The 15709-nt window shown below is 58.8% G+C and carries 13 protein-coding genes; 7 read left to right on the top strand and 6 right to left on the bottom strand.

The window, feature by feature from the left end; genetic code table 11:
* Positions 1-3: 3 nt before the first annotated feature.
* Positions 4-408, top strand: coding sequence for an iron-sulfur cluster assembly scaffold protein (locus tag CLOEV_RS14475; protein ID WP_156938438.1), 405 nt, complete (start codon positions 4-6; stop codon positions 406-408).
* 17 nt (positions 409-425) lie between these two features.
* Here the strand turns inward: CLOEV_RS14475 and CLOEV_RS14470 are convergent, their stop codons facing one another.
* Complete coding sequence (locus CLOEV_RS14470) at positions 426-638, bottom strand: (2Fe-2S)-binding protein (RefSeq protein WP_034444622.1); 213 nt, start codon at positions 636-638, stop codon at positions 426-428.
* A gap of 216 nt (positions 639-854) precedes the next feature.
* On the opposite strand from CLOEV_RS14470, the gene CLOEV_RS17220 reads away from it, so the two are divergent.
* On the top strand, positions 855-1121 hold the full coding sequence (locus tag CLOEV_RS17220; protein ID WP_218915529.1) for a hypothetical protein: 267 nt from the start codon (positions 855-857) through the stop codon (positions 1119-1121).
* 314 nt (positions 1122-1435) lie between these two features.
* Here the strand turns inward: CLOEV_RS17220 and CLOEV_RS14465 are convergent, their stop codons facing one another.
* The 3 genes from CLOEV_RS14465 to CLOEV_RS14455 form a co-directional block, all read right to left on the bottom strand.
* The gene (locus tag CLOEV_RS14465) at positions 1436-2161 is read right to left on the bottom strand and encodes an SAM-dependent methyltransferase (protein ID WP_008708814.1); all 726 of its coding nucleotides are present in this window, start codon (positions 2159-2161) and stop codon (positions 1436-1438) included.
* Between the two features lie 447 nt (positions 2162-2608).
* Complete coding sequence (locus tag CLOEV_RS14460; RefSeq protein ID WP_034444619.1) at positions 2609-3532, bottom strand: DMT family transporter; 924 nt, start codon at positions 3530-3532, stop codon at positions 2609-2611.
* A 167-nt stretch (positions 3533-3699) separates the two neighbouring features.
* Complete coding sequence (locus CLOEV_RS14455; protein WP_034444617.1) at positions 3700-4317, bottom strand: TetR/AcrR family transcriptional regulator; 618 nt, start codon at positions 4315-4317, stop codon at positions 3700-3702.
* Between the two features lie 453 nt (positions 4318-4770).
* Between CLOEV_RS14455 and CLOEV_RS16250 the strand changes: the two genes are divergently transcribed.
* The 5 genes from CLOEV_RS16250 (at position 4771) to CLOEV_RS14430 (ending at position 12141) form a co-directional block, all read left to right on the top strand.
* On the top strand, positions 4771-5409 hold the full coding sequence (locus tag CLOEV_RS16250) for a TetR/AcrR family transcriptional regulator (RefSeq protein WP_051485137.1): 639 nt from the start codon (positions 4771-4773) through the stop codon (positions 5407-5409).
* Positions 5410-5483: 74 nt separating this feature from the next.
* Positions 5484-6713 carry an efflux RND transporter periplasmic adaptor subunit gene (locus CLOEV_RS14445; RefSeq protein WP_034444614.1) on the top strand — a complete coding sequence of 410 codons (1230 nt, stop codon included), beginning with the start codon at positions 5484-5486 and terminating at the stop codon, positions 6711-6713.
* Positions 6714-6717: 4 nt separating this feature from the next.
* On the top strand, positions 6718-9858 hold the full coding sequence (locus CLOEV_RS14440) for an efflux RND transporter permease subunit (RefSeq protein WP_034444612.1): 3141 nt from the start codon (positions 6718-6720) through the stop codon (positions 9856-9858).
* Positions 9855-11360 (top strand): efflux transporter outer membrane subunit, encoded by a 1506-nt coding sequence (locus CLOEV_RS14435; RefSeq protein ID WP_034444610.1) that lies wholly within the window; start codon positions 9855-9857, stop codon positions 11358-11360. Before CLOEV_RS14440 ends, CLOEV_RS14435 begins: the two co-directional genes overlap by 4 nt.
* A 70-nt stretch (positions 11361-11430) precedes the next feature.
* A complete protein-coding gene (locus CLOEV_RS14430; protein ID WP_008708824.1) occupies positions 11431-12141 on the top strand; it encodes an acetyltransferase in 711 nt (236 codons plus the stop codon).
* 19 nt (positions 12142-12160) lie between these two features.
* Here the strand turns inward: CLOEV_RS14430 and mobA are convergent, their stop codons facing one another.
* Together mobA and fdhF are read right to left on the bottom strand one after the other, a co-directional pair.
* Positions 12161-12787, bottom strand: coding sequence for a molybdenum cofactor guanylyltransferase (gene mobA / locus CLOEV_RS14425; RefSeq protein WP_034444607.1), 627 nt, complete (start codon positions 12785-12787; stop codon positions 12161-12163).
* Positions 12788-12791: 4 nt separating this feature from the next.
* Positions 12792-15479 carry a formate dehydrogenase subunit alpha gene (gene fdhF / locus CLOEV_RS17340; protein ID WP_084482464.1) on the bottom strand — a complete coding sequence of 896 codons (2688 nt, stop codon included), beginning with the start codon at positions 15477-15479 and terminating at the stop codon, positions 12792-12794.
* Positions 15480-15709 lie beyond the last annotated feature (230 nt).

Below are 15709 nucleotides of genomic sequence, written 5' to 3'. Positions count from 1 at the left end.
GATATGGCGACAAATATAGAAAAAGTGGCGCAGCTGGCCGAAGCCGGCTCATACAGGATAGTCCCTGCGGACGCGAACGGCTGCGGAGAGGCTAAAGAGATAAACTGCCGCGACCTGCTGCGAATCAGCCTGACGGTCAACCAACGGCAGATCGTAACTGCCGCCGGATACAGCGTGACAAAGAGCGCATGCTCAGCGCTTTACGCCAGCGCCGCCGCAGCGGTCTCGCTTGCTCTGGGCAAACCGGCGCTCGCGGCATACGCCGTAAGCCTCGAAGATATCGGCGCGCTTCTCAGCGACGACGGAGAGCTGGATAAAGCGCACATACACTGCGCGCTCATGGCGGAGCTTGCGCTGAAACGGGCCGTGGTAAATTATTCCAGCCGCCGCGGGACCGGCGTTTTATAAAAGCGCGGACTCCCGCGTCAGGCCTTCCCGAATTCCTTTAAGATCTTGGCGATATCCGGCGCGCAGCAGCGCTTCTTCGGGCTCAGCTCGCGGCAGCGGCCTACGGTGCATGCGCCGGTCGCGCTGCGTATGTCGTCCAGCGACGAAGCTCCCGCTTCGATCGCCTTTATGATTTCGCCCCTTGTGACGCTGGAGCACCAGCATACTATCTCTTCGTTGTCTTTATCCATCTTTGTTTTTCCTTTCGCATAAAAAATCGGCCGCGCCCGCCGCGCCGTTGTCAACTTTTTAAAAATTTATAATTGACTACATGCCGTTCTTAAGTTATTATGCAGGCCATCAAGCCAAAGTCCATGATCCTCGTCTCCCCTTAATCTCCAAGTTCTCGAAACGTTCCTTTCAATAGCAAGATATGAGACTGAAAGATAGCCGTTCTGCATAAGAACGTGATAAATTCTGATGAAGCAGCAGACATTGCACCATCAATTTATCACCGGGATACAGCAATACCAGACGCAGATAGTTTTTATCCTGCGGCCTGCGCTGCAATTAACGTTCACATCACCTCGCCGTTATTCGAGCAGCAGGTCGAAACTTTTTATCTTCTCCGCCGCCTTGGCGAAAAGACTTTCCTTGCCTGCAGCAAACACTTTTATTACCGTTTTGCCGGCATGGGACGTATGTCTTGCCGCTTGGCAGAAAACCTCGTATAAGAGAGGTTTCGGACGTGCGTTCTGGTATGCTTCCGGCAGGAACAGTCGTTTTATAAAGCTTAAGAGGTTTGCCGCCAGGACCGTTATCTGCCACCATGCGGCGTTGGCGCCTAACGTGTTTGTGACTACGTGTCCTCCCGCAAGCTCTTCTTTTAGGACGTGGTGTATCTGTTCGCTTTTGCCGCAGCAGAAAAACCGCCGTTGAAATTTGTTAATTGCAAAAGTAAAAGAGCGCCGCGCGCTCTTTTGGGGGCGGCGGCACTCTTTGTAAGGGGCGGCAAAAAAGTCTGTTTCCGCGGCCCCCTGATCGTTGTTTAAGAGAGGTTCTTTTTGCGTATCTCGGCGGCGATGAAGTTCATATACTTTCCCGCGCCGGCGTTCATCGCCTTACGGTCGCCGACGGCGTATTCGTTGTCGCAGGCGAGCCAGTCGTTCCAGCATTCGTCAAAGCTGTCCATCTCCCGGAGGGATACGATCTCGATGCCATCCGTCGCCGATAGTATACGCCGCCAGCAGGCCGCGTCATGCATGGTGTCCAGATCCTCCGGGCGCCAGGAAAGCAGCATCTCCGCCGGTATGGCGTCGTGGATGTCCCTCTTCATTCCCGGCACCGCAAAGATCAGCCGCCCGCCGTCTTTTATCAGCGGCAGCAGATGCTTGCCCAGGTATTCGGGGTCGAGGCCGAAGTAGTGGTAGGAATCGACGGAGACGACGGCGTCGAAGAAACCGTCGGCGAATGGCAGCTCATGCGCCTCGGCCTTTATCGGTATGACCTGCTCTGAGGTTAAGCCCATTTCGTCGAAGAATTTCTTGTTTTCGCTCGGCGATATCCAAAGGTCGGCGGCAAATACTCTCACGCCATATTCTTTGACGAGAAAGAGCGAGGTGACGCCGCGGCCGCAGCCCAGGTCAAGCACAGTTTGTCCCGGCATCAGCGGGGATTTCGCGAGCAGCTCTTCAAGCAGCTTCATCGGATTGGGGCCCATTATGTAGTTCTTGAGAAATTTCTGATCATATTTGTTTGATTTTGTGTATTTCATAGTTTGCTGCCTCCTGTCATTGTCTTGCCGCCGGCGGTTCATACGGGCAGCCGGCAGCGGTATTATTTTTACGGTGATGGTCCGCAAAGATGGGGATGGGAGAGGGAGGTTTCCTTTATGAGAAACGAAGAGGCGTGCCGCAAGCCGCGGCGTAATTCAATAAAAAAGCCCGTTTCGCATACCCTAAGGACAAAACCGCACACCAACACCACGATATAAAATATACCGTTTCGTTGTCCCCTATGCGGTTTGTCTCCCTTACGCTATGGCCAAACAGGCACCCCTTGTTTAGTTAATCAGCCGCAGTAAAAACGGTGTATACAAAAACATATCATCTGCGCGCGGCGTTGTCAATGCCGCGCGCATGATATCCCGGCGGAAGATAAACCGCTGTTTGTAATTTGCCTGTCCTTTGTTGATGCGCCTGCCCCGCGTGAGGCCGCGCCGCTACCGTTTATTCACGAGCCAGATACCGCTCATGATCATCGCCGCGCCGAACGCGAGCCAGAGGGTGTAGCGCTCGCCGATGAGGAAGTAGGAAATGACCATGCCGGCGACGGGTTGGAGGAACTGGAAGACGATGAGCTTCGCGACGGGCATCACGGCCAAGGCCTGATACCAGAGCAGGTAGGCGAAGGCCGAGGAGAGCGCGCCGAGGAAGAGGATCGAAAGCCAGGTCTGCGTCGTGAAGGCGGCCATCTGGGAAAAATCCGTGCCGACGGCGAAGGAAGTGACGAGCGCGTAGAAAAAGGCGAAGATCATCTCCCAGAAGATAGAGAAGGCGGGAGACATTTTTGTCTTGAGGAATTTGCGCGAAGCGATCAGGAAGACGGCCCAGTTGAGCACGGAGAGCAGGATGATGTAGTCGCCGACGGTGCCGAATGAACCGGTCTCGGCGGTCTCTTTCACCGTTCCCCAGGCGAGTACCATCGTGACGCCGACGGCTGAGAGGATGAGTCCGAAGACGCCCGCCCGTGAGATTTTTTCCCCAAGGAAGATGCGCCCGAGCACCGCGACGATCGCGGGAGAGGCGACCATCATCCAGTTTGCGTTCCCCGCGCCGGCGGTCTTCATCGCCACCGCCTGTATTCCCTGGTGGAAGAAGATGCCCTGGAAGCCGATGAGGAGCAGGATTACCGCCTCTTCCTTCGTGGGCAGCCGCAGGCTTTTTTCAAAGAGGCAGCCGGCGGCGAGCACGGGTATGCCGAAGAGGAAGCGCAGCAGCAGGATGAGCGACGGCTCCGCCTGTGCGAGCGCGTATTTTGTCGAGGCGAAACTGCCGCCCCAAATGATGACCGTGGTGAGAATGATGATGTAATCGTAAAGACGCGGCCCGTCGGGGCGCGCGTTGTCGAGTTCTCCTGGGGGCATAAGCGCAGGCACTCCTTCTCTGTAAAAATTTACCGAACCGGAGAGATTATACCCTTATTTTGTCATTATGAACGCATCAACAAGGACAGATCGCCGGGAGTGTTGAGGTTTGCGTGAGAAGCCTTTTCTCTGCCGACGTGCGGCGCACGAAAATTCCCTTCGCAGGATCAGAGGTTCAAAGAGGCCAACGTCTGCGAGAACGGCTCGAAGATCAGTTTGTCGTACATGAAGAATTCCCGCGGCAGCAGATCCTTCGTTTGAAGCATATAGAGGCCGTTGAAAACCGACGTTATTACGACCGCGATCTTTTCGGCCTCAATGTCTCCGCGGATCGCTCCCGCCTCCTGGGCTTTCTTTATGTGAGCCGTAACGATCCCGCGTTCCTTAAGGCCCGCGTCGTGGAGCATGTCGAAAACACGGTTCCTGATGTCTTCCGGCCAGCTGTGATTCTGGCTCAGCAGATTGTAAACGCGAATAAACCGTTCGTCCGAGGTGAAACAGTTCAAGCTCTTTTTGTAAAAGGAGTATAAAGTTTGCTCCGGCATAGGGTCGCTCAGCGCGTTCACCGCCTCTTGTATCTTGGCTTCGCAATGGCGTTTGACGATTTGGAGAAGGATGTCCTCTTTATTTTTAAAGTGCCAGTATACGACGCCCTTTGTGATGCCGAGGCTGTGAGCGATCTCCGTAAGCGACGTATTGGAGAACCCCTTTTCTATAAAAAGATCCAGCGCGCCCTCCATTATCCGCTTTCGCGTATTTTCCGCCGCTTCTTTCGTCCTGCGCAAAAGGTTTTCCTCCTTACACCGCTTTGAAATCGGTACCCGCTTCTATGCCGGTTTTTCTGGGGTCAATGATAGCACATATTTTTACAGGCGGCTCCGGTTACTATGCATTTGGCCGCGTTATACTGTTGAATGGACGTAATTAAGAATGTAATTATGGTTATTTTCAATAAAAATATCTGCTTTGGTTTTTACCCGGGACGGCTGTCGTAAGCGCGGCGTTGTTTTTCTTATGCTGTGAGGCGAATGCCCGTCAGTGTTTTTTGCCGCCCTTTAGGGAGCGCGGAATTCCGTATGTTTATCGTTTTGACACGCCATTGATCCGCCATTCGCCTATGAAATTAAAGTCGTTCTAATCTTTTTGCACATTTAAAACGAGGGCTGTTCATATTGACTTACATACTCCGCGGTAAATATAATCCTCGCACTTTATTTGTATTCACTGGGGGTGAATGAATGAAAAGAACAAAGAAAGAGGCTCTTGAGACCCGCGCCAACATACTCGAATCGGCGCTTGACATACTCAGCGTAAAAAATTTCGCGAATACCTCGGTTACGGAGATATCAAATCGCGCGGGCCTCACCAAGGGGGCGTTTTACTGGCATTTCCGGAATAAGAGCGATCTTTTGCTGCAGCTTGTCGAATCCATTTGCCAGGATAACGAGGAGAGTTTCAGAAATATCCTGGGCACGCCGCGTTTAAGCGGAGAGCTGTGGGGCTATTACAAAAAAGAGTTGGCAAAATTAGAGGAGAACGCCAGGTACGCGAAGATCCACATGATGATGGCCCGCCGGCAGTACGAGTGGCCCGCCGAGGTCCAGGAAAAGGCGCGGCAGATAATCGTCGACTACTTTGAACGCGACAGGCTGGCCGTAGAGCGGTTCGTTGTCCTGGGACAAAAAGAGGGCCGTTTCAAAAAGGACATTCCGACAGGAGATATCGCCGTACTGATCAGCTCCATATTCCACGGCCTGTATATGATGCAGCTCGCGGGAAACCTTCCGAAAAGTTTTTCCGAGCATACGGATATCCTCTTTGACACTTTCAACAAGATATTGACCGCGGATGAGAACGCGGTGCTGCTGCGAAACTGATAGGGCGAACCATTACGGTATTTAAAAAGGTATCTGCAAAAGGTACGAAATTCAAAAGAGAAGGTATATTAAATATGAGAAATCATGAACCGTACAACGACATAGAAGTCAAAAGCAAACCGAAATCAAAAAAATGGATAAAAGCTGCGGCTGCCGCGGCGCTGATCGCCGCGGCCGTCTGCTGCTGGTACGCGGCGCCAAGGATGGGCGCCGGCGCTAAAGGCGGGAACGCCGCCGCCGAAGCGCCGAGCGTGACCGTGGCCGTCGTGAAGAGCGCGGATATCTCGGCGCGGCCGTCGGAGTATGTGGGGCGCGCCGAGGCTATTCAGAGCGTGCAGGTCAAACCGCAGATATCCGGCGAGATCGCCCGCGTCTATTTTCAAGAGGGTTCCATGGTCAGGGAAGGACAGCCGCTTTTCCAGATAGACCCCGCACGCTATCAGGCGACGGTGGAGCTCCGCCGCGCGGAGCTTGAAAAGGCCGGGGCCTCGCTCGCCGAGGCCGACAAATATTATCGACGGGTGACCGCCGCGGACAGCCGCGCCGTCTCTGCCGCGGAGCGGGACAGCGCCGAGGCGAACCTTCTTCAGTGCCGCGCCGCTCTCTCGCAGGCGAAGGCCGGCCTGCGTCTCGCCGAGATCGACCTCGGCTACTGCCGTATCACCTCTCCGATCACGGGCAAGATCGGCGCGGCAATTTTCACGAAGGGCAACTATGTGACCCCCGCCTCGGGACCGCTTGCCTCCATCGTCCAGATGGACCCTATCCGCGTCTCCTATACGCTGCCGGACCGTGATTACCTGGACCAGCTTGAATATTTTAAAAGTCAGGGCGCGGTTTATAAAACGAAGCTCGTCCTCAGCAACGGCACGACATTCGGCGCGGCGGGCTCCCGCGATTTTGAAGACAATATTGTGGACCGGCAGACGGGAACGGTGCTCATGCATTTACGCTATAAGAACGGGGACGGCCGGCTCATCCCCGGCGAAATGGTGCGCGTATTCACGCAGTCTGTAAAGAGCCGCATGGTCCCGGTCATTCCGCAGGCGGCGGTCATGGCCGACGCTAAAGGCGACTTTGTATACGTGGTTGAGGCTGACGATACGGTTCGCGACATACGCGTGAAACTTGGCCGGGAATTCGGTATGCAGCGTGAAGTCGACGCCGGACTGTCGGAAGGGCAGCGTGTCGTCGTCGCGGGGCTGCAGAATATCCGGCCCGGCGTGAAGGTCAAGATAAACGCTCCGGCTCCGTCCGGCAAGGCGTCAGATTCAGCCGGTGATGACCGGAAGAAAGAGGACTAAGAGGATGTTCTCTAAATTTTTCATCGACCGCCCGCGCTTTGCGATCGTCGTCTGCGTGCTGATGGCGTTCTCGGGTATGATCGCCGCTTTCTCTCTGCCGATCGAACAGTATCCCAACGTCACGCCGCCGCAGATCCAGGTGACCACCACCTATCGCGGCGCTGACGCGGTGACGCTGGCCAACACGGTCGGCGCACCGCTGGAAGAGATGGTCAACGGCGTCGAGGATATGATCTATATGAACTCGAGTTCGAGCAACAACGGCGAGTATAAGCTGACCGTTACCTTTGCGACGGGCACCGATCCCGATATGGCGCTCGTGCGCGTGCAGAACCGCGTATCGCAGGTAACGCCGCAGCTGCCCGCCGAAGTCGTCGCGGAGGGCGTCACGGTGGAGACGGCCTTTTCGGACATACTGGCCTTTCTCGCGATCATTTCACCCAACGGGACTCACAGCGAGCTTGATCTGTCAAACTACGCCCACGCGAATATCAAAAACGTCCTGAAACGCGTTCCCGGGATGGGCGACGTCCAGGTCTACGGTTCAAAATACAGCATCCGCATCTGGCTCGACCCAGTGCGGATCACATCGCTAGGGCTCTCTATCGGCGACGTGGCGGCGGCCATCGAGAGCCAGAACAAACAGGCCTCCATCGGCTCCGTCGGCGCGATGCCCAGCGCGACGGACAGCCCTATGGTTTACACGCTGATGACCAAGGGGCGGCTTGCGGACATCAGAGATTTTGAAGAGATCGTCGTCTCCGTAAACAAAAACGGCGGCGTCGTCAAGCTGCGCGATATATCGAAAATCGAAATAGGCAAGGAGACTTACTCTATCAAGGCTATCGTGAACGGCGCGCCCTCCACGATGATATCGCTTTCTCAGGCCGCCGGTTCAAACGCCCTCAACGTTATGAACGGCGCGAAAAAAACGATGGCGGAGATAAAAAGCACGCTGCCGGACGACATGGAATTCGTCGTGCTGCGCGACTCTACCGACTATGTAAAGGCAACGATCAACGAAATATTGACGACGCTCATTCTCACCTTCATGCTCGTCGTCATCGTCTGCTACCTCTTCCTTCAGGACTGGCGCGTAACGCTCGTCCCCGTGGCGGCCATACCCATCTCCCTGCTGGCTACCTTCGCGGGGCTCGCGGCTATGGGGTACAGTATCAACATCCTGTCGCTGTTCGGCCTGGTGCTTGTGATCGGGACCGTCGTCGACAACGCGATCGTCGTCGTCGAGCGCGTGCTCTTCGTTATGGACAGGGACGGCTGTTCGCCGGAGGAGGCGACGCTTCAGGCGATGGGCGACGTTACCGGCCCGATGTGCGCGACGACGCTCGTGTTTCTCGCGATATTCGTGCCGGTGGGATTCATGAGCGGGATCACCGGGCAGATATACAAGCAGTTCGCCGTGACGATATCCTTTGCCGTATGCTTCTCGCTCGTGGTGGCGCTCACGCTGTCGCCGGCGATGTGCGCGCATATACTGCGCAGCGTGAGACCGGCGGAGAGAGGGCCGCTCAAATGGTTCAACATCACGCTCGCGAAATCCACGCGCGGCTATGTCACGGGCTCCGTCTGGCTTGCGCGGCGCACGCTCGTCACCTTCGGCATCTTCGCGCTGATGATCGCCGGCTGCTGGGCCCTGGGTAAAACTATGCCCTCGTCGTTTATCCCAGACGAGGACCAGGGCGTCGTCTTTTCCACCATACAGCTGCCGGAGGGCTCTCCCCTTACGAGTACGGAAAGGGTGACCCGCTCCATGGGGGCCGAGGTCTCAAAGCTCGCGGGGGTAGAGAGCGTTTCCAGCATCAACGGAGTCAACATCATGGGAGGTTACGGCGAAAACGTCGCCTCGCTGCTCGTTCCGCTGAAACATTGGGACGAACGGAAGACAAAAGAGACGCAGCTTTTGACGATAGCCGACGAGATCAAAAAGATAGCCGCGGAGTATCCCGAAGCCGCGGCGAACATCTTCACGCCGCCGGCGATAATGGGGCTCGGCATGGCCTCCGGCCTTGACTTGAGGCTGCAGTCGCGCGAGGAAAACGACCCTGAAAGGCTCGCGTCGGTGATGCAGGGACTTCTCGCCGCGCTGAACCAGGCGCCGGAGTTCCTCTACGCCTTCAGCACCTACTCCGCCGACACGCCGCACCTATTCCTCAACATCGACCGCCAGAAGGCCGAGATGATGGGCGTTCCGGTAAGCTCCATCTTCTCAACGCTGCAGACATATTTCGGCGTGGCGTACATCAACGACATAAATATCGGCACGCAGGTCAATAAGGTCATGCTCCAGTCCGAGTGGAGCTATAGAAACAGCGCGGACAGCATCGGCGGCATCTTCGTGCGCAACAGCGACGGCGGGCAGACGCCGATGCAGAGCCTGGCCGCGGCGCGCAAAACGCTGGCCCCGCGCACGCTCGACCGCTACAACCTCTTCCCCAGCGCCGGCATAACGGTCGTTATGAACCCCGGCTATTCGACGGGACAGGGAATAGCGCGCGTGGCGGAAATAGCGAAAGCGGCGCTGCCCCGCGGCTACGGCTACGAATGGTCCGGCATGACCTATCAGGAACAGGAATCCGGCAGCAGCGTGGTGGTCGTTCTCGTGATCGCGCTCATCTTCGCCTACCTCTTCCTCGTCGCGCAGTATGAAAGCTGGTCGGTACCGGTGCCGGTCATACTCTCGCTGCCGGTCGCCATGCTTGGCGCGCTCGCCGGGCTCTGGGTGATGGGGCTTTCGCTTTCCATTTACGCCCAGCTGGGGATACTGCTGCTGGTGGGTCTCGCCGCGAAGAACGCGATACTTATCGTCGAGTTTGCCAAAGAGCAGCGCGAGGAACACGGACTGCCGCTGATCCAGGCGGCCGCGCGCGCCGCGAGCGAACGTTTCCGCGCGGTGCTCATGACGGCCTTCACCTGCGTCCTCGGCGTGCTCCCCATGCTCTTCGCCTCCGGCGCGGGAGCCGCGAGCCGCAAGGCGGTCGGCACGACGATGTTCTTTGGAATGAACGCGGCCACGATCTTCGGCATCTTCCTCATTCCGGCGCTCTACGTATTCTTCCAGAGGATACGTGAAAAGGTGAAGCGGCGCATCAAAGCTATGGGCAGGAAAGCGAGGGCGGCACAATGAAAACGATAAATATTCTTCGCGGATGCGCGGCGGCCGCGGCGCTGGCGGCTTTTGCCTCCTCGGCGGCCTGCGCCGCGCAGAAGACGGACGCCGCTTTGGCCTCCGCCGACAGGAAGCTCGCGGAAAGCGCGTGGACGGAGCTCGCGCGGGCATACCCCGTGGCGGCCATATCATCCGACACGTCTGAGGCGCTCACGCCGGAAAGGCTCGCAAGCTGGTGGGATTCTTTCGGCGACCCGACGATGACCTCGCTGATCAAGAGATCTCTTGAGAAAAACAGAGACCTCGCCGCGGCGCGGGCAAAGGTGACGGAGGCGCGCGCCGCGCTCGGCATCAGCCGGGCCGCGCTCCTTCCGTGGCTCGACACCGCAAACTTCTGGAACAACAGCCGCACGCCGGCCGCAGCCGGAGGCACGGGCAGCAGCGGCAGTCTCTATCGCCTCGGTGTCGACGCCTCGTGGGAGATAGACGTCTTCGGCGGCCGGCGCGAGAAGGTCAAAGCACAGAGGGCGACGCTTGAGGTGCAGTACGCGGCGCTATACTCGACGTGGACCTCGCTCGCCTCGGAGGTCGCGATAAACTACATCTCGCTGCGCACGCTGCAGGAGCGCCTGGATATCGCGAATTACAACCTCGGGCTGCAGAACGACACCGTTGAGATACAGCTGTCGAAAACAAACTCCGGCCTTGCCGATTCCCTCACTCTGAAACAGGCGCAGTACACGATGGAACAGACAAAAGCCATGATCCCGAACATCGAAGCCGCGCTCGAACAGACAAAAAACGCGCTCGCCATCCTCACGGGCGAACTGCCGGGGACGCTGGAAGCGGAACTTTCCGCAAAGGGGCCGATCCCCGTTCTTGAAAGCAGAGAATATATCGGCATCCCGGCAAACGCCATCCGCCAGCGTCCCGACATCCTCCGTGCGGAGCGCCTGCTCGTAGCGCAGCTCGCGCGCAAAAAGTCTGCGCAGGCCGACCTGTGGCCCAAATTTTATTTGACGGGCTCGATCGGCACCGAAGCCGGCGGCTGGGGAAGCCTATTTGAAGGCCCCGCCAAACTTTACGGCTTTATGCCGCAGATAAGCTGGCCCATCTTCCACGCCGGCGCGATCAGGAAAAACATTAAAGTGCAGGGCGCCGTCGCCGAACAGCTGCTCAACAGTTATGAACAGACGGTGCTGCAGGCCGTCGGCGAAGTGAGGGACGCGCTCTCCGCGAACGTGCAGGAATATGACAGGAACGCTTCGCTCAAACGCGGCATGGAAGCGGCGCAGGCGGCGCTTGACATGGCGAACGACAAATACGCGAACGGCCTCGTCGATTTCACGAACGTCATCAACGCGCAGCGCTCGCTGACGGCGCTCTCCGAAGAATACACGATAAGCAGAGGCCAGATATCGACAAACGCCGTCCGGCTCTTCAAAGCGCTCGGAGGCGGCTGGCAGCCGCTGGACGAGGCGGAAAAAACGATGGCCGCGGCCGCCCGAAAAAAGGACTAAGAGCCGTATACGACAGTCTCCGCCCCGTCTAGGCGGGGCGGACAAATAAAAATGGAAAGGTTGGAATGACATGGAAAAGAAGTCCCGCGTTTTTCTTATCGGCGCCGGCAACCACGCCAAGGTTGTTCTTTCGGCGCTTGTGGCGTGCGGTTTTGAATGTATGGGAATTTACGACGACGACCAGGAGCTATGGGGGCAAACCCTTTGGTGTCTGCCAATTTACGGCCCTGTCTCAAAAATGCCCGACACCGCGGAGACGATGGCCGTTCTCGCGATCGGGGACAACGGCGTGCGCCGCGCCATCTGTGAGAAGTTTAAAAATGTCTGCTGGCCCGTCGTCATTCATCCGAAGAGCGAGGTTGACAGCTCCGTGCGCATCGGCGAGGGCACGATCGTCATGGCCGGCTGCATCATCGAGCCAGACGCGGTGATAGGCCGCCATAGCATCGTCAACTCGGGCTGCTACATCGGCCACGATACGAAGGTCGGCGATTACTGCCACGCGGCTCCGAGAAGCGCAGCCGGTGATAACGTTACGATTGCGGACGGCGTCTTTCTCGGCATCGGCTCTCTCGTCCGGCCTTACACGGCGATCGCCGAAAACTCCGCCGTCGGCATAGGCAGCGCCGTTATAAAAGACATCGGTCCCGGCGGTACCTGGGTGGGCAGCCCTGCCCGGAGGATACCGTCGCCGGTGCGGATGTATAATGACGGACGCGCGGATATTGCCGGAACAAAGCCGGCCGGCGACGCCGCCGGCGGCCAGTCGCCCGCGGACTAGGCCGTCAATATTTTGCCGCTTATGAGCGCATCAACATGGACAGATCGCCGGGAGTGTTGAGGTTTGTAAACGACCCTCTGTAGTCTTTTGAGAAACGTGAGAGCGATTCCTCGTTTACGATCGTGAGGCGTGATTCGCGGTAGAAACTTCTTATCCGTCCGCATCCCGCGAGCGCGGCCTCGGCGCGCGGCAGGCAGCGGCGGCTGTAGAAGGCGTGGAGCGGCTCCAGATAACCGCCGATCTCCGCCGCCACGATGTCGGTCTCCTCCGCGCGCAGCGAGGCCATGCCGCGCAGCACCGCTTCGTCGACGCCCGGCATGTCGCAGCCGAGGAGGAAGCCCCATTCTCCGTTCATTTCAGCCAGGCCCCGGCAGAGCCCCTCAAGGGGGCCGCGCCCCGCGGCGCGGTCCTCCGTTACGCGGACGTCCCATCTGTCGAGCAGCGGTCCAAGCCGCTCGCGCGCCTCCCGCGCGCCGCCCTGGGCCGCGAGCAGCAGCGTTTCGTCGAAGAGCGGCGCGAGGCGCGCCAGGATGTGCCCGAGCAGCGGCGCGCCGCTTAACTCGAGATATAGCTTGTTCTTTCCCCACATCCGGCTGCCGAGCCCTCCGGCGAGCAGCAGCAGCGATGATCCGATACGATCCGGCACGGCGCTATCCCTTCGAGAGCCTCACGGCGCTCACCTTGAAGCCCGGCGTTTCGGAGGTGGGGTCCCAGACCGCCGCCGTCAGCAGGTTGGCCGGGGCCTCGGCGAAGTGGAATGGCAGAAAGACCATTCCCGATGGCACCTTTTCCGTGACCCTCGCGCGTCCCGAGACGGAGCCGCGGCGCGAGGTCACCGTGAGCGTCTCCCCCTCGGCGAGCGGGAGTTTTTCCGCGTCCGCCGGGTTGATCTCGATGTAGAGCTCTTTGAGGTGGCGTCCGGGCGCGCCGCGCCGCGTCATGCTCCCTGAATGATAGTGGAAGAGGCTGCGTCCCGTCGTCGCTATAAGCGGATATTCCCCGTCCGGCCATTCGTGCGGCGCGCGCCATTCGCAGGGCGAAAAGGCCGCCTTGCCGCCCGCGCGCGCGAACTTATCCTTATGCAGGATCGGCGTCCCCGGGTGGTCCTCATCGGGGCAGGGCCACTGCAAATAGCCCTTTTCGAGCCGCTCGTAGCTCATGCCGGCGTAGGCGGGATTGAGTTTTCTTATCTCCTCGAATATATCTTTCGGGCTGTCGAAGCGCCACTCATGGCCGAAACGCCGGGCGAGCCCGACGAAGGTGCGCCAGTCGTCGCGCGCCTCGCCGGGGGCGTCGCTGGCTTTGCGCAGCAGCTGTACGGCGCGCGTGGTGTTGGTACAGGTGCCCTCTTTTTCGGGCCAGCAGGCGGCGGGCAGCACGACATCCGCGAGCCGGGCCGTCTCGGTGAGGAAGATATCCTGCACAGCGAGGAAGTCGAGATCCTTCAGCGTATGGACGGCGTGGCCGGTGTCGGCGTCGGTGACGGCGGGGTTTTCCCCCATGATGAAGAGCGCGCCGATCTTTCCCCCCGAGGCCGCCTCCATCATCGCGGCGACGGTGAGCCCGGCCTCGGAGGGAAGTTCGCATCCCCAATAGGCGCGCGCCTTTTCGGCGGCGGCCTCCGTATCCGCCTTGAGATATCCCGGCAGCGTGGCGGGCAGACATCCCATGTCGCAGGCCCCCTGCACGTTATTCTGGCCGCGCAGCGGATTGACCCCCGTGCCTGGGCGGCCGAGGTTGCCGCAGAGCAGCGCGAGGTTGCAAAGGCTGCGTACGTTGTTTGTCCCCGTTACGTGCTGCGTGATGCCCATCGTATAGAAGATGGCGGCGTTCTTCGCTCCGCCGTACAGGCGCGCCGCCTTGACGATCGTCTCCGCGGGCACGCCCGTGATCTCCCGCGCGTATTCGGGGGAGTATCTTTCGACCGCGGCCCTGAGCGCCTCAAAATTCTCGACGCGCGCCGCGATGAAGGCCTCGTCGTGAAGCCCTTCCTTTAATATCACATGCATCATCGCGTTGACCAGCGCGACGTCCGAGCCGCTCCGCTGGCGCACCGAGGCGTCGGCGTACCGGTGCAGCTCGATAAGCCTGGGGTCGCAGACGATGAGTTTCGCTCCGCCGCGCACCCGCTCCTTGATCATCGCGCCGATGACGGGATGCGCCTCCGTCGTGTTGGAGCCGATCACCATGATAGTATCGGCCTGTTTTATCGATTCATAGTCGTTAGTCATCGCTCCGCTTCCGAAGGTCTCGCCGAGACCCGCTACCGTGGCGGAGTGTCAGAGGTGGGCGCAGTGGTCCACGTTGTTTGTGGACATCACCTCGCGCGCGAAACGCTGCATCAGATAATTTTCCTCGTTCGTACAGCGGGCCGAGGTGAAAAATCCCGCGCGTCCCATGTTGCGGCGCAGCCCCTCCGCGACGCGGTCAAGCGCCTCATCCCACGAGGCGGCGCGGAACTCCCCCCCTTCCTTTATAAGCGGCGTCGTCAGGCGGTCGGGGCTGTTGACAAATTCCCAGCCGAAGCGTCCCTTGACGCAGCTTCTTCCCTGATTGAGAGAGCTCATGTCGGTGTGGTCGGTGGTCACGTTCGCCACCCTTCCCTGCCGGTTTACCTCAACGACGACGGCGCAGCCGACGCCGCAGTATGGGCAGACCGTCTTTACGCGCTTCATCTCCGCCGCGAGGCCGCCGCCGAGCGCGGCGCGGTCGGAGAGTGCCCCGACGGGGCATACGGCGACGCACTGCCCGCAGAACTTGCAGTCGGAGGCCTCGACGCCGAAATCGGCGGGGCGCTGTATCACGGTATCGATGCCGCGATTCAGGAAGTCGATGGCGCGGTATTGCGCGTGGCTTTCGCAGACGCGCACGCAGCGGCCGCACAGCACGCATTTATCCGGTTCGCGGATAAAGAACTGGTTGGATTCGTCGACGGGATGCGGCGTCGGGGATGGGTCTCCGCGCCAGGGGAACGACTCCCGCTTTATTCCAAGATTATAGACGAGCCGCTGTAATTCGCAGCGGCCGTTCGCGTGGCAGTAAAGGCATTCAAACGGATGGCGCAGCAGCATCAGCTCCACAATGGCGCGCCGCGTTTCGCGCAGGAGCGGGCTCTCGGTCACGACCTCCATGCCCTCCGATATGGGAGTCGCGCAGGCGGGGACGAGCTTGGAATATCCCTTCACCTCCACAAGGCATACGCGGCAGCCTCCGAATGTTTCAAGCGCCGGGTGGTGGCAAAGCGTTGGGATGATGGCCCCGGCGCGCTCCGCCGCCTGTAATATCGTCATTTCGGGCTCGAAAGATACCTCTTTGCCGTTTATCACCGCCGCCGGCATTATCTTTGCTCCTCCGGCGTCACTTTTTCTCCCTCCCGGGGGACGGCGAGCCCGCGCGCCAAATATTTTATCTCTATGTCTGAAAAAGACATTCCTTTTTTCCTCCGAACGAAGATGATTAAAGCTTATTATACGTTTTTATTAATCTTTAATAAAGAGAATGGATTTATTCGCAACAAACTTGCAATTTTTTAAAAAAAGAGCGTTGATCTGTTGAATGGACCGGCGGC

The organism is Cloacibacillus evryensis DSM 19522 (assembly GCF_000585335.1).
Taxonomy (GTDB): Bacteria; Synergistota; Synergistia; order Synergistales; family Synergistaceae; genus Cloacibacillus; species Cloacibacillus evryensis.
Note: the sequence above shows the minus strand (reverse complement) of the source record. Positions and strands in the feature narration are given on the sequence as shown.